Genomic DNA, 16065 nt, shown 5'->3' on the forward strand with positions numbered 1-16065 from the left:
TCAATTCACGTAAAAGGTTATTTTATACTAACCGAGCTCAGTTTGTTACCAGAGAAAGCAAGACACTGAAATAGATTCTCTTTGCTGATGAATTACTAATCAACAATTTGCCCAAAGCAAGCTGAATGTCACAGTTGTGTGAATTTATTATTATTTACATCTACGCCCTTTACAGCGCTGATTACAATAAGCATTAATAGGGAACACCATAGATATCTAATCTCAGGATGAGACTCTTTATGACGCTGACTTTTCTCAAGTCGCTGCATCGTCTTCCTTCATCGATTTTATTTGTATCTTCGATGGTTTGCAGCGCAAGCTTTACCACATCAGTGGTGGCTTCTGATCTTCAACAACAGCGAGACTTATACGATCAAGCTCAGTCATTGCTTGATGACAAACAGGTTTCTCAGTACAAAAAATTACGTCCTCAGATAGCGAATTATCCGCTTACGCCTTACGTCGACTACCGTAGCTTCTTGGTTGATATTGGCGATAAAACGCCTAATGAAGTTGATCAGTTTATTACCACTCATCAATCTTTCCCTTTCTCGAATCGAATGCGGGCTCCCTACATCGATGCTCTGGCAAGGAAAGAAAAATGGCGCACGCTGTTGGAGTTTCAAACTGAAGAACCTAGAGGCGAAACGTATCAATGTTACTTCTACAACGCTCATGCGCAGGCAGGAGACAAGCAAGTCGCATTTGCCGGGGCTGAAAAACTCTGGTTATCAGGGCATAGCATCGCCGATGCTTGTGATCCGCTTTTTGACGCTTGGGACAAGGCAGGACTCAAAACCGACCAGTTAGTCCTTGAACGTATGTTGTTGGCGTTTGAAGCTCGTAATGGCAGCTTGATGAATTATCTGAAAAAGCAGCTCAGTTCGACGCAGGCAAAGCGCCAAGCCGATGAAATGAAAGCGCTGTTTAGTAAGCCAGAATCGGTTCAGGCGTTTGCCAAAAAACATAAAGTCACTGAGTTTTACCAAACTCAAACCAAGCTCGCATTTAAGAAGCTGGCACGCAAAGATGTCGAAATGGCGCAGCAGCAGTTCGATGGGGTGGTTAAGGGCCAACACTTCGACAAAGCCACGGCACAACATCTTGCTGACTATGTTTCGTTTCGTTTAATCAATACAGATTCAGAATCGTTGGCTAAGTGGCGTGACAAGAAAATTACGACCTCTTCAAGTGTGCCTTTGATTGAGCGCCGTGTGCGCCTTGCAATTCAGTTTGCTGATTGGCAGGGGGTTGAAGGTTGGATAGAGCAGTTACCGCAAGATAAGCAGCAGAGTTTACGTTGGCAATATTGGCTTGCGCGCAGTGAAATGGCGCAAGGTGAGAAGCAGCTTGGCCAGCAACGTTTAGAGGCTTTGATTGGTCAGCGTAATTTTTATAGCGTCGCGGCAGCGAAAGAGCTTAAGCGCTCGATTGAGTACCCTACGTCAGTGATTGCACTCGACCAACAGCAGATAAAGCCTTATCGCAGTGAACTGATTCGAATTGAAGAGTTGATCGATCGCGATAAGATTGCTGCAGCTAAGAGTGAGTGGCGCTGGTTACTGACGCGAGCCGACAAATCTCAAAAAGAGATGCTAGCGGCATTCGCTTCATTCAAAGGTTGGCACCATCTGACGGTGACTGCGAGCATCCAAGCAAAGATGTGGGATAACCTTGAGATTCGTTTCCCGGTTGCGCATCGTTGGTGGTTTAACTTCTATGGTGACAAGCACAGTATTGACCCAATTACTCTGATGTCTCTGGCAAGACAGGAAAGTGCATTAGATATTGAAGCAAGATCGCCGGTTGGTGCGCGCGGCATCATGCAAATTATGCCGTCAACGGCTAAGTACACTGCCAAGAAATACAAGATTGAATATCAGGGCTACAAAGACCTTTACCAAGTGGGTAAGAACATAGAGATAGGTAGCCACTACTTGGATGGCTTACTCAAACGCTACGATAACAATCGAATTTTCGCGTTAGCTGCGTATAATGCAGGGCCTCATCGAGTGAAAACTTGGCGTGAAAGAACGCAAGGAAAACTAGATGCTTATGCGTTTATTGAAGCAATTCCGTTTAAAGAAACTCGTGGATATGTACAAAATATCCTGATGTTTGAAACCTACTACCGGGAGGTGTTAGGTGTTGATGGCGCTTTCTTAAACCCGCATGAGCTGAACGCGAAATATTAGCGAGCACCAGTAGATGTCTTTAGAACCTGAATATAAAGAGTGGCAACAGATACTAGATCTGATTGAACATAGCACAGAGTCACAGCAACATCAGATGTTGTTGACCATGTTATTGACACCAGATGAGCGTGAAGCTCTTGTTGCGCGCGTCAATATTTTTCGGGAGTTGCTCAAAGGGGAAATGTCGCAGCGGCAGATCAGCCAGATGCTTGGTGTGGGCATTGCGACGATTACCCGCGGTTCTAACGAGCTAAAATCAAAGAGTGAAGACGAAAAGCAGCAAATCGCCGCTCTACTCGAAAACAAATAAGGATGCCTCGGCATCCTTAATTTTTTTTAAACATATTACAAATTAGCAGGGAAATGCTCTGGGTTAGCAAATGGAATCAAGGCCAATATTAATGCTTGATGATACACCGAACTGCGGGTGAGCAAGTCGTGCGTGAGCAAGCTTATTGCGCCCCCTTTCTGTTTGATATTCTCTGTACCGAAGACTTCATCCATGACATCACCAAGTTCATTGGCGTGTTGAAGCTTCTCAATAACAACCGGTGGCAACATTAAACTGGCTGAACGGGACTCACCGCGTTGGGTTTGCGATTCCACCACCATCCAAGCAAAAGTAACAGAACCTTCGATGCCAGCTTCTAAGCCAACATAATAGTCTGCATCGGCACATTCAGCTTTTGCATTGACTACACGGTTAAGTGCACCAGTATGTGTTTCTTGATTGGACATTGGCTGATCTGCGACGCCGCTATCAACATTTACGCCAGAAAAATTGAATGCTTGCTTAGGGAATGTAGCTTCAAATGCACTCTTTACCGCATTGATTTTGGCGGGATTAAGCGAAGCTACAATAACAGTCTTCACCGACATTGAGATTTCCTTTCGGGTCTATATGGACAAAACTTAACTGCGAAAGTGACAGTGGTGGCGATAGATGATAACCCTGCATGTAATCACACTTGTTATCCGCTAACCAGCGATGCATCTCTTCTGACTCGATCCCTTCCGCGGTCACCATCATAGATTGCGAGTGACAAAGGTCAACCAAAGGTTTTACCACCTGATGATTATTAGTTTTGATTAGAGTTTCTAAGAACTCGCGATCAAATTTAATCTTCTGTACCGGGTATTCGACCAACTGAGTGATCGAGGTGTAACCTGAACCAAAATCATCAATGGTTAACTTAAAGCCCATCTGTGCTAACTCATGAAGGAGTAGGTAGCTTTGTGAATCTGAAGCAAAAGTTTCGGTGATCTCGAAATCGATTAAGTGCGGTTGCACGGGATATAGCTCCATCAAACTTTGAATATCAGCCGCTAGTTGTAAAGAATCCAGTTCTGCTGATGACAAGTTAATCGATAGCTGAATAGGACTATCAAAGCAACTCTGTAGCTGTTGGAAGTCGATAAAAGCTTGCTTGATGACCCAACGGTCAATGGTGCCAAATAGACCAATTTGCTCTGAAATAGGGATAAACTCGCTTGGAGTGACTTTGCCTAACTTTGGTGAGTCCCAACGCAACAGAGCCTCGACGCCTTTGATGACCTTGCCGTCGCGGTCGTAATAAGGTTGATAGAGCAGGGTAAACTCGTTTTCTAGATCACCTTTACGCAGTGCGCGCTCTACTTGAGTTCGTCGACGTACAATTTCATCGAGCTCTTTTGAATAATGAGCAATTTGATTTTTACCCGCGCGCTTAGCTTGATACATGGCGGTATCAGCATGAGAGAGCAACTTGGCGAGATCCATTCCATCTTCTGGGTAAGAGGCAATACCAATACTGGCGGTAATCGGGAAACTCCCAATGGATGCGTTGGTATGATTTTGAATAGGATCTAATACCGCTTGAGCTAATATGTCAGCAAAGGTGCCCGCTTTGTTGGCGGCAATAAAAATAGCGAACTCATCACCAGATAATCGTGATGCTAGTGACTTAATACCATATTTTTTCTCGCTCTCTCCACTGAGTTTCTTGATGTGTTCAGCGAAGTTGACCAGTAAGGAGTCACCGACATGATGACCGTACTTATCATTGACATACTTAAAGTTGTCTAGGTCGATGTAAAGAATCCAAGCGTGGCTGTAGTTAAATTTGTTGGCCAAGATTCGTTCCACATAGACTTGGAATTGATAGCGATTTGCCAGTTGGGTGAGGTGGTCATTCTCTGCCATCGCTTTGGTTTTTTGATAGCTAGAGTTGAGCTCCTTATACATGTCATAGAAACGGGCAGATAAACGACCTATTTCATTGTCACTATCTAAGCGTTCAATATTAGACCGCTTACGTTGTTCAACTTCTCTTAACTGGCGATCAAGGTGAGTAATGGGTTGAATGACATGACGATAAAGCAGTACCAAAAGAATCAAAACCGTAATCAAGGACGACACGCCAAATGAGAGCATTAAGCGCTGTTCAATCTTGGCGAGTTTCTCTGTAGTAAGATACTGTGCCGGATCTAACACAGCGTAGAGGCCTGATTTTAGTTCGACTGATTGAGTGAGTCCTGATTTAAAGATCGGCTCTTCAGAGAAAAAGATGCTGCTGTCGTTGTCAAACTCAAGGATATGCTTGAGTTGATCGAACTTCTCTAGTGACAGCGATACAACGATGAAGAACACTTGATCCTTATTGTAGCTAAGTGGCGATACGAGCGTGTTGTTGTCCAACACGTCATAGCGGATCAAGATACTTTGTCCTTGGTAGCTTTTAGCAAATCCCGTATGGCTCGTTTGTCCGGTTGTTTCATAGGTTTGTTGCACGTAGTGACGAACATTCTCATCTAGCGCGGAAAAAGGGTCGTTTTGGTTATCGGCGTAAAAGCGGACTCTGTGCTGGCTATCGACAATAGCGACGGCGATATCATCCTGCTTATTCGGTTGCAGGTTTTCGATGGTAGTTTGTAGGTTTTCAATCAGTTTCATCTCTCGATAAGGGTTCTCTGGCTGCCCAAAGTAGTGATGAATAATGTCACTTTTGGTTAGGGTCAGAGAGTAGCTGTTGATCAATGCCATAGATTGACGAAAGTGACCGGCTAGCTTTTCCATAGAGAGTTGAAGATAACTTTGCTCGCGCTTTATTAAGGCGTCTTTTTGATTGAAGTAAATGCTATAACTAGAGACAGCAGCACTCAACAAAATGACAGGCGCAACGAGTAATAAAACTCTAGTGTTTAGCTTCATGACGTTTAAGTATTTGGTTAATTATTTTTGCCCGTAGGCTTATATTTTCTGCAGAGAGCTCGCTATCTATACGTGCGTTTTTTAGTCTTTCTGCTGGTGGAAATAATGATGCATCATTTAAGTACCATTCGGGCAGTAGTTTCGTAGCACTTAAATTCGGAGTAGCGGCTTTGATATCCATTGCATTTGTTGCAGCCACTTTGGGAGACATGAGGTATTCAAGAAACGCGATAGCTTGTTGTTTTTGCTCTGAATGACTGGTTACGGCTAAGCAATCTACCCACAAGAACAGCTCTCCTTCAGGAATGACATAATCCCACTTATCTTGTTTGAAGGTTCGATTCAAAGAGTATTGGTCACCACTGTAGGCGAGGGTCATTTGCATTTGATTGATGTTTGCTTGACTGCGCACATAGCTCAAAATGTACTCGTACGTGAGAACTTTTTCGCTAAATGCCATCATTGCTGGATACGCTGCTTGTAACTGTTTCGTGTCTTCTGTCGTCGGCGTAATTCCTAGGCTGTACAAGACAGGTAAAAAACTTTCCACGCTGTCGTTGATCATGCCAATCTTGCCAATCAATTCCTCAGGCGGGTTTACGAACTCTTGCCACGTAGTGGGTGGCTGTTCGATGTTATCTTTGCGATATGCAATGCCTACCGTTCCCCAAAAGTAAGGAACCGCATAAGGGCCGCATGCTTGGTTCCATTTGGGGTCGTTGTTTGCGCGGTTCTTAAGACCTGATAACTCTTCAAAGGCACCTAAACGACCATAGATTTGCGCAGAAACATTATCTAAAACAACGACATCAAAAGGCAGCTGGATGCTCTTCATCATCAGTAAACTGCGCTCATCATCATTATCGAAATGAGACAAGGTTAGTGGGGCACCAGATTTTTGCTCCCAATCTGAATGGACATTAGGTGAGAGCGTGTCTTCCCACATATAGACATTCAGTGCTGATTCTTGAGCGATAACGGAGGCATTAAAAAGGGCGAGTAAAGATAAGAACGAAGCTCTCATACTGACTAGGAGGTACCTTATTAGATAAATCAGACGTGTACTGCTTATCAGAGTCAGTTGGAAAGGGCTGACACAACACTAATATGCAACTAAATATCCTGTGATATTAAGAATATTAATAAATTGTGTCAGCTACTAAGTGGTATTTATTTGAGCTATGTAGATATATTTATTGCAGTTTTACTTGAGTCGGTTTTACATTTTCACTCGGATAGCAGCCGAGGACTTTCAGGTGTTTTGTGATCTTAGTGAGCTCGTTAAGTGCTTGCTGCATTGCTTGAGAATCAAGGTGTGCTTCAAGGTCAACATAAAACATCTCTTCCCAAGGGTTACCCATGATAGGACGCGACTCTAGCTTGGTCATATTGATGCCGTAACGCTGAAGAACCAATAGAGTTTCAACCAGTGAGCCTGCCTCTTGTGACGTCGACATGATCAAGGTTGTTTTCGCTGGAATTTGAGCCGATACTTCGACTGGCTTACGTGCGACGATAATAAAGCGCGTATGGTTTTCTGTTTGATTGGCGATGTTGCCTTGAATCGGCTGCAAGCCATACAGTTTTCCACTTGACGCATTACCAATAGCAGCGACATCCGAGCGATTCATCTCTTTAACTTTGCGCATTGCATCTGCGGTACTGGCGCAAGACTCTAGCTTAACGCCGTCTAGTTTGCTTAAGAAATCGCTACATTGAGCATGGGGTTGAGGGTGTGAGTAAAGGGTTTTTATCTCTTCTAAACGTAACTCTGACGTAGCAACCAAGCAGTGCTCAATTGGCAAGGTCAGTTCACCGACGATGTAGAGAGTGGTGTGTTGGAGAAGGTCATACACCTCATTGATTGAGCCTGAGCTGGTATTTTCAATCGGTAACACGCCATAGTCTGCGTGGCCTGATTCCACAGTGTGTGTCACTTCTCTGAAGTGTTCGCAGTTCAGCTCAATCAGCTCTGTGTTCTTGCGGCTGAAGTACTCTCGGCTTGCAAGGTGGGAGTATGAGCCTTTTGAACCGAGGAAAGCGACGCGAGCGAGTGGCTTGCGGCTCAATTCAGGGTTCGCCAAGTTTTGTAGGTATGACTGTTGAAGGAGGACTGAGTCTTCAATAATAGTATGGAAAAGTTTGGTGATGTACTGAGCATCAAGCTGGTACTTTTGGTGACCATTGTTGATTAGCTTAACCAATAGTTGCTGTTCACGATCGGCATCGCGAACAGGTTTTGAGGTTTGTACTTTGCTTTTTGCTACTTCAATACTCATTTGGCGACGCTCAGACAGGAGCTGGAGCAGTTGGTCGTCCAGTTCGTTTAAACGCAGTCGTATTTCATCAAGTGAGTATTTTTGGTCAGTCATCCTGGTATTCCTTATAAAAAAAGCCTCCCTTTGGGAGGCTTTCTGTTCGTTTTTGACTTATCTTTCGAAAACGCGAGAGCCTCCAAGCTTAGTGGAGAAAAAAGAAGTCAAAAAAGAACAGAGTGGTTTGGTGCATAATCATCAACTAAGTAGTGAACCCTTGAACACAATAAGCAACACGCTATAGGGCGTCAAGCAAAAAAATAGCGCCAATTGGCGCTATTTTTACAATCCTCTAGATTTGGCTTTATTCTACTTCTTCCTCAAGCTCTGGCTTCTCAGTACGGCGTGCTTCTGGCTTGTGGCGTAGTTTGTTTAGCTGACGTTCTAGTTTCTGTTCTACCTCGTTAACGGCAGCGTATAAATCTTCGTGAGTGGCGGACGCAATAAGCTGCCCTTTAGGTACGGTGATTACAGCTTCAAATTTCTTCTGTTTGTTTGGCTCCTCGCTGAAGCTTGCCTGACAACCGATAATGTCTACTTGCCACTTTTCTAACTTTTTAAATTTGCTCTCAATGTGATTGCGGATTGCAGAGGTGATGTCGATATTTTTACCAGTGATGTTTACTTTCATAGATGTTTTCCTCTGTGTCATCCCTCATGGGTTAACTCCAGATTACTTATCCAAGGCTAAAAATATGTGATCTAAAACACTTTTTGGTGAGTGGTTTTAGGCGTTGAAATTAAACGTGATCTATCTCAAATACTAGCTTGATTATGAGTCGAAAAAGCTTGTGTCACGAGAAAATCTCATTAGATTGGAAGAGGTAACACGCTAAAATTCAACTGTTTTTTAGGGACTTCCTGCGACCTAATAAAAACACTTGATTGCGAATTAACCATCTACAAAATGTGAATTAAATTCCATTTTCTTATCCGCTCTCGTTTTTGTCTCTTTGCTGTTCGCTTGCCACTTTGTTAAGGCTCTTCTGCCACTCTGTTTAGCGCGGCCTGATTTTCCCTTATTAGCCTCAACGAGTTGAGCTGTTTGTAGATAATGAAATAGCGATTGATGTTCGAAACGTAATGGACGGGCTCTCGTCCAATGTTTCTTCTCGCCATGATTTCAACATTGCGAAACCACTTATTCGGGTCATAGCCATTCTTTTCAGCCAGTCGGCGCATCTTGCGAATATTAGCAGGTCCAGCGTTATAGGCCGCAAGCGCGAAGTAGACTTGGTCTTCAGGCAAGATATTCTGCTCGCTAAAGTAGCGGTCTTTAATAAATCGCATGTATTTCACACCGGCATGGATGTTGTTATCGACTTGATAGATATCCGGAATATTGACGTTAGGGTCTTTCGCTGTGCTGGGTAAAACTTGCATCACGCCTACCGCACCTTTGTGCGAAACCTTGCTTTGATCTAGCCCTGATTCTTGAAAACCTTGCGCCGAGATCATCAATGAGTCGAAGCTGTATTGATCTGAATAGAGCTCGAAGATAGGCGTTAAGGATTCAAGTTTGTTGATGTGGTTAGGGTTTAAGATTCGTTTAAGCCATTGAGTGTTACCTAAGTATTTCCCATAAATAACATTACCGAGAAGGGTGCCTGAGCGATAATCTTTGAGGTATTGGTTCACAAAGGCTTCTAGCTTAGGGCTATCTTTACGCATTGCCCAAGCGATCTGTCCCTCTTCACGCAGTGGAATATTGGCGTGAATCTGGATGTTTTCCATCACCTTTAACCACAGCTCGGTTTTGTGGCTATCGAGTATGGTTGCGGGAATATGTCCTTGGTTGATCATTTCAACCAGTTCGTAATCTTGCAGTGTTTCTTCAACAAATCGAATTGTGATGGGCTGTAAAGATTGGCTATCGAGTTGTTGGTTAAGCTTTTGTAAGCTTTCAAAATAACTGGAACTGGCACGAACCCATACTTCTTGCCCGCTCAGTTGTTCCAACGAAACAATCGGTTCAATGGCATTGTGGGTAACCAGTAGCTCCTGTACGCCTTTTAAAACAGGGGCACTAAAATCGATTTTTTCTAGCCTTGACTGGGTAATGGTTAGGTTGGCGACAACTAAATCGCCGTAGCCCTGCTCAAGGGATGGAATTAACTCGTCGCGGTGGACGGGAATAACTTGCAAGTTGAAGTAAGAAGAGCGTTGACGCAGCTCTTTTTCAAAGTGATAGAGAAGCTCTGCGAGTATCCCTTTGGGTTTACCTCCTTCAACATAGTAAAAACCCAAATCAGCAGCGACGAGAACTCTGATGACGCCTTTCTTTTCAAGCGCAGGAAGGTCGCCAAAATAAGGCTGTTTCTTTAATGGCGACAAAGAAAGAGCTTGAGCGCACTGGATAGAAAGCAAGATTAATAAAACGGAAACAACTGCTCGCAGCATGACAGACCTCTAAACAACATTGATTAAAATGTAGTTGTAAAGTGGTGCGGGTGCAAAAATTAGGCATAAAAAAAGCGCCATACGATAAAGGCGCTTCTTCTATTAAATTAGCAAGTTACTGAGGGTTTAGCTCGATGAGTTCCTCAGTTCGCTTAACCGCATCTTCTAAACCTAGTTGCTGATAGGCTTCAAGCTGAATCTCTAAAGACTTACGTGCTGCTTCTGTGTCAGGGTAAGTTTTTTGTAGCTCTTGAGTACGATTAATCGCAGCAATCCAAGCTTCACGACGCAGGTAAAAATCCGCCGTCGCTAGGTCGTAATTCGCTAATCGATTTTTAAGTGCGTACATACGTTTTTGTGCGTCTTCTGCATATGGGCTAGCTGGGTAACGCTCAAGTAGCTTCTTAAAATCAGCAAATGCTTTTTTCACTGGTTCTGGATCGCGATCGCTACGATCCATGTTAAACACGTCATGCATAAAATTACGATCTTGCGCCATATGAGTCAGGCCGCGCATATAAAGTACCCAATCTAATTTTTCATGGGTTGGGTTGAGGCGCATAAAGCGTTCAATTGTTGCTAAGCCTAGCGCTAAGTCGTCATTTTTGTAGTAGACGTAGATAAGGTCGAGTTGCACCTGCTCTGAGTAAGCACCAAATGGGTAGCGAGAATCTAGCGCTTCCAGTTTGCTAATTGCAGTCAGCCAGTTACCACTTTGAAGCGAAACCTGTGCTTCTGAGTAAAGCTCAGATGGTGGCACATCTGGCACAACTTCTTCGCTGCTAGAGCAGCCTACCAGTACGGATAATGCCAACAAACCAGATAAAGTATGCTTTTTCATGTCAGGATTCGATTCCTTGAGATAAATATTTCTGTTGCTTCCGTTACTTTCTTTGGCGTAACAGATACAATGTCCAAATAGTATATTTTTCCACAGTAGTGACAATTAGTCTCACAGTTTTTAAAAAAGTTCGATATGGCTCAGCAGATTGAATTAACAAATACAGTAAAAGATAGCCAATTAGGTCAGCGTTTAGACCAAGCTATCGCCGAATTATTCGCCGACTTCTCACGTTCTCGCCTCAAAGAATGGCTTCTGAATGGTAAAGTTCAAGTGAACGGAGAGGTAATCACCAAGCCACGTACCAAAGTGATGGGCGGCGAAGAGATTACTCTGCAAGCGGAACTTGAAGATGAAGAGCGTTGGGAAGCGCAAGATATTCCATTAGATATCGTTTATGAAGACGACGACATCATGGTGATCAATAAGCCTCGTGGCTTTGTGGTTCACCCGGGTGCCGGAACGCCAGATGGTACTGTGCTCAACGCATTGCTCCATCACTACCCTGATATCGCGGAAGTCCCGCGTGCGGGTATCGTGCATCGTCTTGACAAAGACACCACGGGCTTAATGGTGGTCGCAAAGACAGTTCCTGCTCAAACACGTTTGGTTCGCGCCCTTCAGAAAAAGCGCAACTTCGTTCGTGAGTATGAAGCGATTGCAATCGGCCGTATGACCGCGGGTGGTCGTGTTGAACAACCAATTGGTCGTCACTCGACAAAACGTACCTTGATGGCAGTCAGCCCAATGGGTAAACCAGCGATCACGCATTATCGAGTAGCGGAACATTTCCGCGAGCATACTCGTATTCGTCTTCGCCTAGAAACCGGCCGTACTCACCAAATCCGTGTTCATATGTCTTATCTGCAGCATCCGCTTCTAGGTGACACTGCATACGGTGGTCGCGCTCGTATACCAAGCGGAGCTTCGCAAGAGTTGGCAGAACACATCCGCTCTTTTGACCGCCAAGCTCTGCATGCGGTGATGCTTAAGTTCGAACACCCAATCACGGGTGAAGAAGTTGAGTTCCACGCACCAGTGCCAGACGACATGGTAGAAATGGCAGAAGCACTTCGCCAAGATACCCGTGAGCATGGCTTAGAAGACGAGTACTAAACCTATGGATCTGATCGTTCCTAACTGGCCAGCTGCAAAACAGATTAAAGCCTTTGCTTCGACTCGATGTGACGGCTTTTCGACTGGCGTGTACCAAGGTTTGAACTTAGGTACTCATGTTGGGGACGAACTGACAAAGGTTGAACAGAATCGTCAATGGCTCACAGAACAGGCAAACATGCCAAGTGCGCCTGTTTGGCTTAATCAAACTCATTCGACAGTTGTTGAAGAGGTGAATGCTCCAACTAGTCAGGTGCTAAATGCTGATGGAGTTTTCACTTCCACTACTAATGTTGTTTGCTCGGCAATGACGGCAGATTGTTTGCCTGTGCTGCTCACCAATGTTCAGGGAACGCAAGTTGCTGCCGTTCATGCGGGGTGGCGTGGACTTGCCAGCGGCATTGTTGAAAATGCGGTTGAAAAGTTTGATGGCGAAGTCATGGCTTGGATTGGACCTGCTATCGGTGCTCAAGTATTCGAGGTAGGTAAAGACGTTGTTGACGCCTTCGTTTCTATCGAAGCAAAGGCGATGGCGGCATTTACTCCACGCAAGCAAGAAGGGAAGTGGCTAGCTGATATGAATCAACTGGTTACGCAAAGATTACAACGAGCAGGAGTGAATCAAGTTTATTACAGCGAACTGTGTACTTTTGAAGATGCAGAGCGCTTTTACTCCTATCGCCGCGATGGAGTAACTGGGCGCCAAGCGACATTTATCTGGATTGAAAATTAATCGTCTGTTTTCATAGCGGAAACAGACTCTTTCCCCTTGAAATTCCCGCCTAGCGTATCCATCTTTCATACTGATTAGTTAATTTTTTCTCAGTTGAGGTAGGAAGGTAGGTATGCGTCTTGACAGATTTACTAGCAAATTCCAAATCGCTATATCTGACGCTCAATCATTGGCTTTAGGCCGAGATCATCAATACATCGAACCTGTGCACCTAATGGTGGCACTGATGGATCAAAATGGCAGCCCAATTCGCCCACTTTTGACCATGCTTAATGTTGATGTTACCCATTTACGCTCTAAGTTAAGCGAAATTCTAGACCGATTACCTAAAGTGAGTGGTATCGGTGGGGATGTGCAGCTATCGAGTGCGATGGGCACCATGTTTAACTTGTGCGATAAAGTTGCACAGAAACGTCAAGATGCTTATATCTCATCTGAAGTATTCCTGCTTGCCGCCTTAGAAGATAAGGGGGCTTTAGGCGCTCTGCTAAAAGAACTGGGTCTAACAGAGGCTAATGTTGCTGAAGCAATAGATAAAGTTCGTGGTGGACAAAAAATCAATGACCCAAACGCTGAAGAGTTACGCCAAGCTTTAGAGAAGTTCACCATTGACCTCACAGAGCGTGCAGAGCAAGGTAAGCTTGACCCCGTTATCGGCCGTGATGACGAAATTCGTCGTACGATCCAAGTCTTGCAGCGCCGAACAAAAAACAATCCGGTGATTATTGGTGAACCTGGTGTTGGTAAAACAGCAATTGTTGAAGGTCTTGCTCAGCGAATCATTAATAACGAAGTGCCTGAAGGTCTTCGTGGTCGCCGGGTACTCTCTTTAGATATGGGCGCACTGGTGGCTGGGGCTAAGTATCGCGGCGAGTTTGAAGAACGTCTTAAGTCGGTTTTGAATGAGCTGTCTAAAGAAGAGGGTAACGTCATCCTCTTTATCGACGAAATTCATACTATGGTTGGAGCGGGTAAAGGCGAAGGCTCGATGGATGCAGGCAATATGCTTAAACCTGCGCTTGCCCGTGGTGAGCTTCACTGTGTTGGCGCGACGACACTGGATGAGTATCGACAATATATAGAGAAAGACCCTGCGCTTGAGCGTCGTTTCCAAAAAGTGATCGTGGATGAGCCGAGTGTAGAAGATACCGTAGCGATCTTACGTGGTTTGAAGGAACGTTATGAGCTTCACCATCATGTAGAGATAACTGACCCTGCGATTGTAGCAGCGGCAAGTCTATCTCATCGTTACGTCTCTGATCGTCAGCTTCCGGATAAAGCAATTGACCTTATTGATGAGGCGGCTTCAAGCATCCGTATGCAGATCGACTCTAAACCAGAATCTCTCGATAAGTTAGAACGCAAGATCATTCAGCTTAAGATTGAGCAGCAAGCCCTAACCAACGAACATGATGACGCAAGTGAAAAGCGTCTAACTATCTTAAATGACGAGTTGGCCGAGAAAGAGCGCGCGTTTGCTGAACTTGAAGAAGTTTGGAATGCAGAAAAAGCGGCCTTGTCTGGCACTCAACATATTAAGTCTGAGTTAGAACAAGCGCGAATGGATATGGAGTTTGCTCGCCGAGCAGGTGATCTTAATAGAATGTCAGAGCTTCAATACGGGCGTATTCCTGAACTCGAAAAGCAGCTCGACCTTGCGACTCAAGCAGAAATGCAAGAGATGACCTTGTTACGCAATAAAGTCACGGATAACGAAATCGCAGATGTCTTATCTAAGCAAACAGGCATTCCGGTGTCTAAGATGCTTGAAGCAGAGAAAGAAAAACTGCTACGTATGGAAGATGTTCTGCACAAACGTGTTATTGGCCAAACTGAAGCCGTTGAAGTGGTGGCGAATGCGATTCGTCGCAGCCGAGCTGGCTTATCCGATCCAAATCAACCCATTGGCTCGTTCTTATTCTTAGGCCCAACAGGCGTTGGTAAAACGGAACTATGCAAAACGTTAGCAAGCTTTATGTTTGATAGCGAAGATGCAATGGTACGTATCGACATGTCCGAGTTTATGGAGAAACACTCCGTTGCTCGTTTAGTCGGTGCGCCCCCTGGTTATGTTGGCTATGAAGAGGGCGGTTATCTTACAGAAGCCGTTCGTCGTAAACCATATTCAGTGATCTTGTTAGATGAAGTAGAGAAGGCGCACCCAGACGTTTTCAATATATTACTACAAGTGCTAGATGATGGTCGTCTCACCGATGGACAAGGTCGAACAGTCGATTTCCGTAATACCGTCGTCATCATGACCTCAAATTTGGGTTCAACTCGAATTCAAGAAAACTTTGGTTCTCTTGATTATCAGGGAATGAAAGAGCAGGTCATGGATGTAGTCGGCAAGCATTTCCGCCCAGAGTTTCTTAATCGTGTTGATGAAAGTGTTGTCTTCCATCCACTAGGTCAGGACCACATCAAGTCGATTGCTTCTATTCAATTGGAACGTCTATCTAAGAGAATGGAAGAGAAAGGTTATTCACTCGATGTTTCCGATAAAGCGCTAGATCTGATTGCCCAAGTGGGCTTTGATCCTGTGTATGGTGCAAGACCACTTAAAAGAGCTATTCAGCAGAGCGTGGAGAATCCATTAGCGAAAGCGATTCTGGCAGGGAAAGTCATTCCAGATAAACCGGTCAAACTGCTGGTGAACAATGATCAGATTATTGCGCATCAGTAAATTAACTGGTTGAACTAGAAAAAGAGCTCTATTTAAGGGCTCTTTTGTTTTCTTTTTAGACTTATTGTTCGTTTGCTGAGCGAACGGATTAAAGTTGGTGATTTTTTTTGATTTTGCTCTTGTGCTTCAAAGCTAACTCTCTATAATGCGCCTCCGTTGTCACGGGATACCGAGCTGAAAAGCAATGACAACAGAGACGGTGAAAGTTAAGCATTAACTTTCGAAGAAATAACGAAAAAAGTGTTTGACACTTGAAGTTATATCGATAAAATGGCCGTCCGTTTTGAGCAGAGTCCAAAACGAAGTTCTTTAAAAATATAGACCTATCAATCTGTGTGGGCACTCGTTGATGATAATCCAATTAGAAACTTCGGTTTCAAATTAGGTTTCAATGAAACGAAGTGACCATTGAATCTTCGGATTCAGCACAGTCAATTCAAACATTACTTTATGTAATGTTCAGTATTCATTGAGCCGAACAAAATCTTAAATTGAAGAGTTTGATCATGGCTCAGATTGAACGCTGGCGGCAGGCCTAACACATGCAAGTCGAGCGGAAACGAGTTAACTGAACCTTCGGGGAACGTTA

The 16065-nt window shown here is 44.3% G+C and carries 12 protein-coding genes and 1 other annotated feature; of the genes, 5 read left to right on the top strand and 7 right to left on the bottom strand.

Translation table 11 applies throughout. The features are described 5' to 3' along the window. Positions 1–239: 239 nt before the first annotated feature. Together sltY and trpR are read left to right on the top strand one after the other, a co-directional pair. Complete coding sequence (sltY, locus tag AC5O63_RS16000; protein ID WP_494505578.1) at positions 240–2195, top strand: murein transglycosylase; 1956 nt, start codon at positions 240–242, stop codon at positions 2193–2195. 13 nt (positions 2196–2208) lie between these two features. Further along, positions 2209–2505, top strand: a complete 297-nt coding sequence (gene trpR / locus AC5O63_RS16005; protein ID WP_004749076.1) for a trp operon repressor — start codon at positions 2209–2211, stop codon at positions 2503–2505. Between the two features lie 35 nt (positions 2506–2540). Here trpR and yjjX read toward each other — a convergent pair whose 3' ends face one another. From yjjX to AC5O63_RS16040, 7 genes are all read right to left on the bottom strand, one after another. Next, positions 2541–3074, bottom strand: coding sequence for an inosine/xanthosine triphosphatase (gene yjjX / locus AC5O63_RS16010; protein ID WP_494505579.1), 534 nt, complete (start codon positions 3072–3074; stop codon positions 2541–2543). Continuing rightward, on the bottom strand, positions 3040–5385 hold the full coding sequence (locus AC5O63_RS16015) for a putative bifunctional diguanylate cyclase/phosphodiesterase (RefSeq protein WP_494505580.1): 2346 nt from the start codon (positions 5383–5385) through the stop codon (positions 3040–3042). The genes yjjX and AC5O63_RS16015 overlap by 35 nt, the downstream gene beginning before the upstream one ends. Then, a complete protein-coding gene (locus tag AC5O63_RS16020) occupies positions 5369–6409 on the bottom strand; it encodes a polyamine ABC transporter substrate-binding protein (protein ID WP_494505581.1) in 1041 nt (346 codons plus the stop codon). The genes AC5O63_RS16015 and AC5O63_RS16020 overlap by 17 nt, the downstream gene beginning before the upstream one ends. 169 nt (positions 6410–6578) lie before the next feature. Further along, on the bottom strand, positions 6579–7757 hold the full coding sequence (gene pheA, locus AC5O63_RS16025) for a prephenate dehydratase (protein WP_494505582.1): 1179 nt from the start codon (positions 7755–7757) through the stop codon (positions 6579–6581). 13 nt (positions 7758–7770) lie between these two features. After that, positions 7771–7891: a sequence feature (Phe leader region), on the bottom strand. A 113-nt stretch (positions 7892–8004) separates the two neighbouring features. Beyond that, on the bottom strand, positions 8005–8331 hold the full coding sequence (gene hpf, locus AC5O63_RS16030; protein WP_069667500.1) for a ribosome hibernation-promoting factor, HPF/YfiA family: 327 nt from the start codon (positions 8329–8331) through the stop codon (positions 8005–8007). A gap of 344 nt (positions 8332–8675) precedes the next feature. Continuing rightward, positions 8676–10100, bottom strand: a complete 1425-nt coding sequence (locus tag AC5O63_RS16035; protein WP_494505583.1) for an MltF family protein — start codon at positions 10098–10100, stop codon at positions 8676–8678. A gap of 115 nt (positions 10101–10215) precedes the next feature. Further along, positions 10216–10941, bottom strand: coding sequence for an outer membrane protein assembly factor BamD (locus AC5O63_RS16040; RefSeq protein ID WP_069667498.1), 726 nt, complete (start codon positions 10939–10941; stop codon positions 10216–10218). Between the two features lie 135 nt (positions 10942–11076). On the opposite strand from AC5O63_RS16040, the gene rluD reads away from it, so the two are divergent. The 3 genes from rluD (at position 11077) to clpB (ending at position 15476) form a co-directional block, all read left to right on the top strand. Continuing rightward, positions 11077–12057, top strand: a complete 981-nt coding sequence (rluD, locus tag AC5O63_RS16045) for a 23S rRNA pseudouridine(1911/1915/1917) synthase RluD (RefSeq protein WP_004742794.1) — start codon at positions 11077–11079, stop codon at positions 12055–12057. 4 nt (positions 12058–12061) lie between these two features. Further along, entirely contained in the window at positions 12062–12790 is a 729-nt protein-coding gene (pgeF, locus tag AC5O63_RS16050) for a peptidoglycan editing factor PgeF (RefSeq protein WP_494505584.1), read from the top strand. A gap of 112 nt (positions 12791–12902) precedes the next feature. Next, positions 12903–15476, top strand: a complete 2574-nt coding sequence (clpB, locus tag AC5O63_RS16055) for an ATP-dependent chaperone ClpB (RefSeq protein WP_004742796.1) — start codon at positions 12903–12905, stop codon at positions 15474–15476. The last annotated feature ends 589 nt before the right edge of the window (positions 15477–16065 follow it).

It is taken from the genome of Vibrio sp. SCP2, from assembly GCF_059295395.1.

What these genes read in the sequence shown, in the direction of transcription:
- sltY (WP_494505578.1), top strand. Translation starts at nt 240, where the DNA reads ATGACGCTGACTTTTCTCAAGTCGCTGCATCGTCTTCCTTCATCGATT.
- trpR (WP_004749076.1), top strand. Translation starts at nt 2,209, where the DNA reads ATGTCTTTAGAACCTGAATATAAAGAGTGGCAACAGATACTAGATCTG.
- yjjX (WP_494505579.1), bottom strand. Translation starts at nt 3,074, where the DNA reads ATGTCGGTGAAGACTGTTATTGTAGCTTCGCTTAATCCCGCCAAAATC.
- AC5O63_RS16015 (WP_494505580.1), bottom strand. Translation starts at nt 5,385, where the DNA reads ATGAAGCTAAACACTAGAGTTTTATTACTCGTTGCGCCTGTCATTTTG.
- AC5O63_RS16020 (WP_494505581.1), bottom strand. Translation starts at nt 6,409, where the DNA reads ATGAGAGCTTCGTTCTTATCTTTACTCGCCCTTTTTAATGCCTCCGTT.
- pheA (WP_494505582.1), bottom strand. Translation starts at nt 7,757, where the DNA reads ATGACTGACCAAAAATACTCACTTGATGAAATACGACTGCGTTTAAAC.
- hpf (WP_069667500.1), bottom strand. Translation starts at nt 8,331, where the DNA reads ATGAAAGTAAACATCACTGGTAAAAATATCGACATCACCTCTGCAATC.
- AC5O63_RS16035 (WP_494505583.1), bottom strand. Translation starts at nt 10,100, where the DNA reads ATGCTGCGAGCAGTTGTTTCCGTTTTATTAATCTTGCTTTCTATCCAG.
- AC5O63_RS16040 (WP_069667498.1), bottom strand. Translation starts at nt 10,941, where the DNA reads ATGAAAAAGCATACTTTATCTGGTTTGTTGGCATTATCCGTACTGGTA.
- rluD (WP_004742794.1), top strand. Translation starts at nt 11,077, where the DNA reads ATGGCTCAGCAGATTGAATTAACAAATACAGTAAAAGATAGCCAATTA.
- pgeF (WP_494505584.1), top strand. Translation starts at nt 12,062, where the DNA reads ATGGATCTGATCGTTCCTAACTGGCCAGCTGCAAAACAGATTAAAGCC.
- clpB (WP_004742796.1), top strand. Translation starts at nt 12,903, where the DNA reads ATGCGTCTTGACAGATTTACTAGCAAATTCCAAATCGCTATATCTGAC.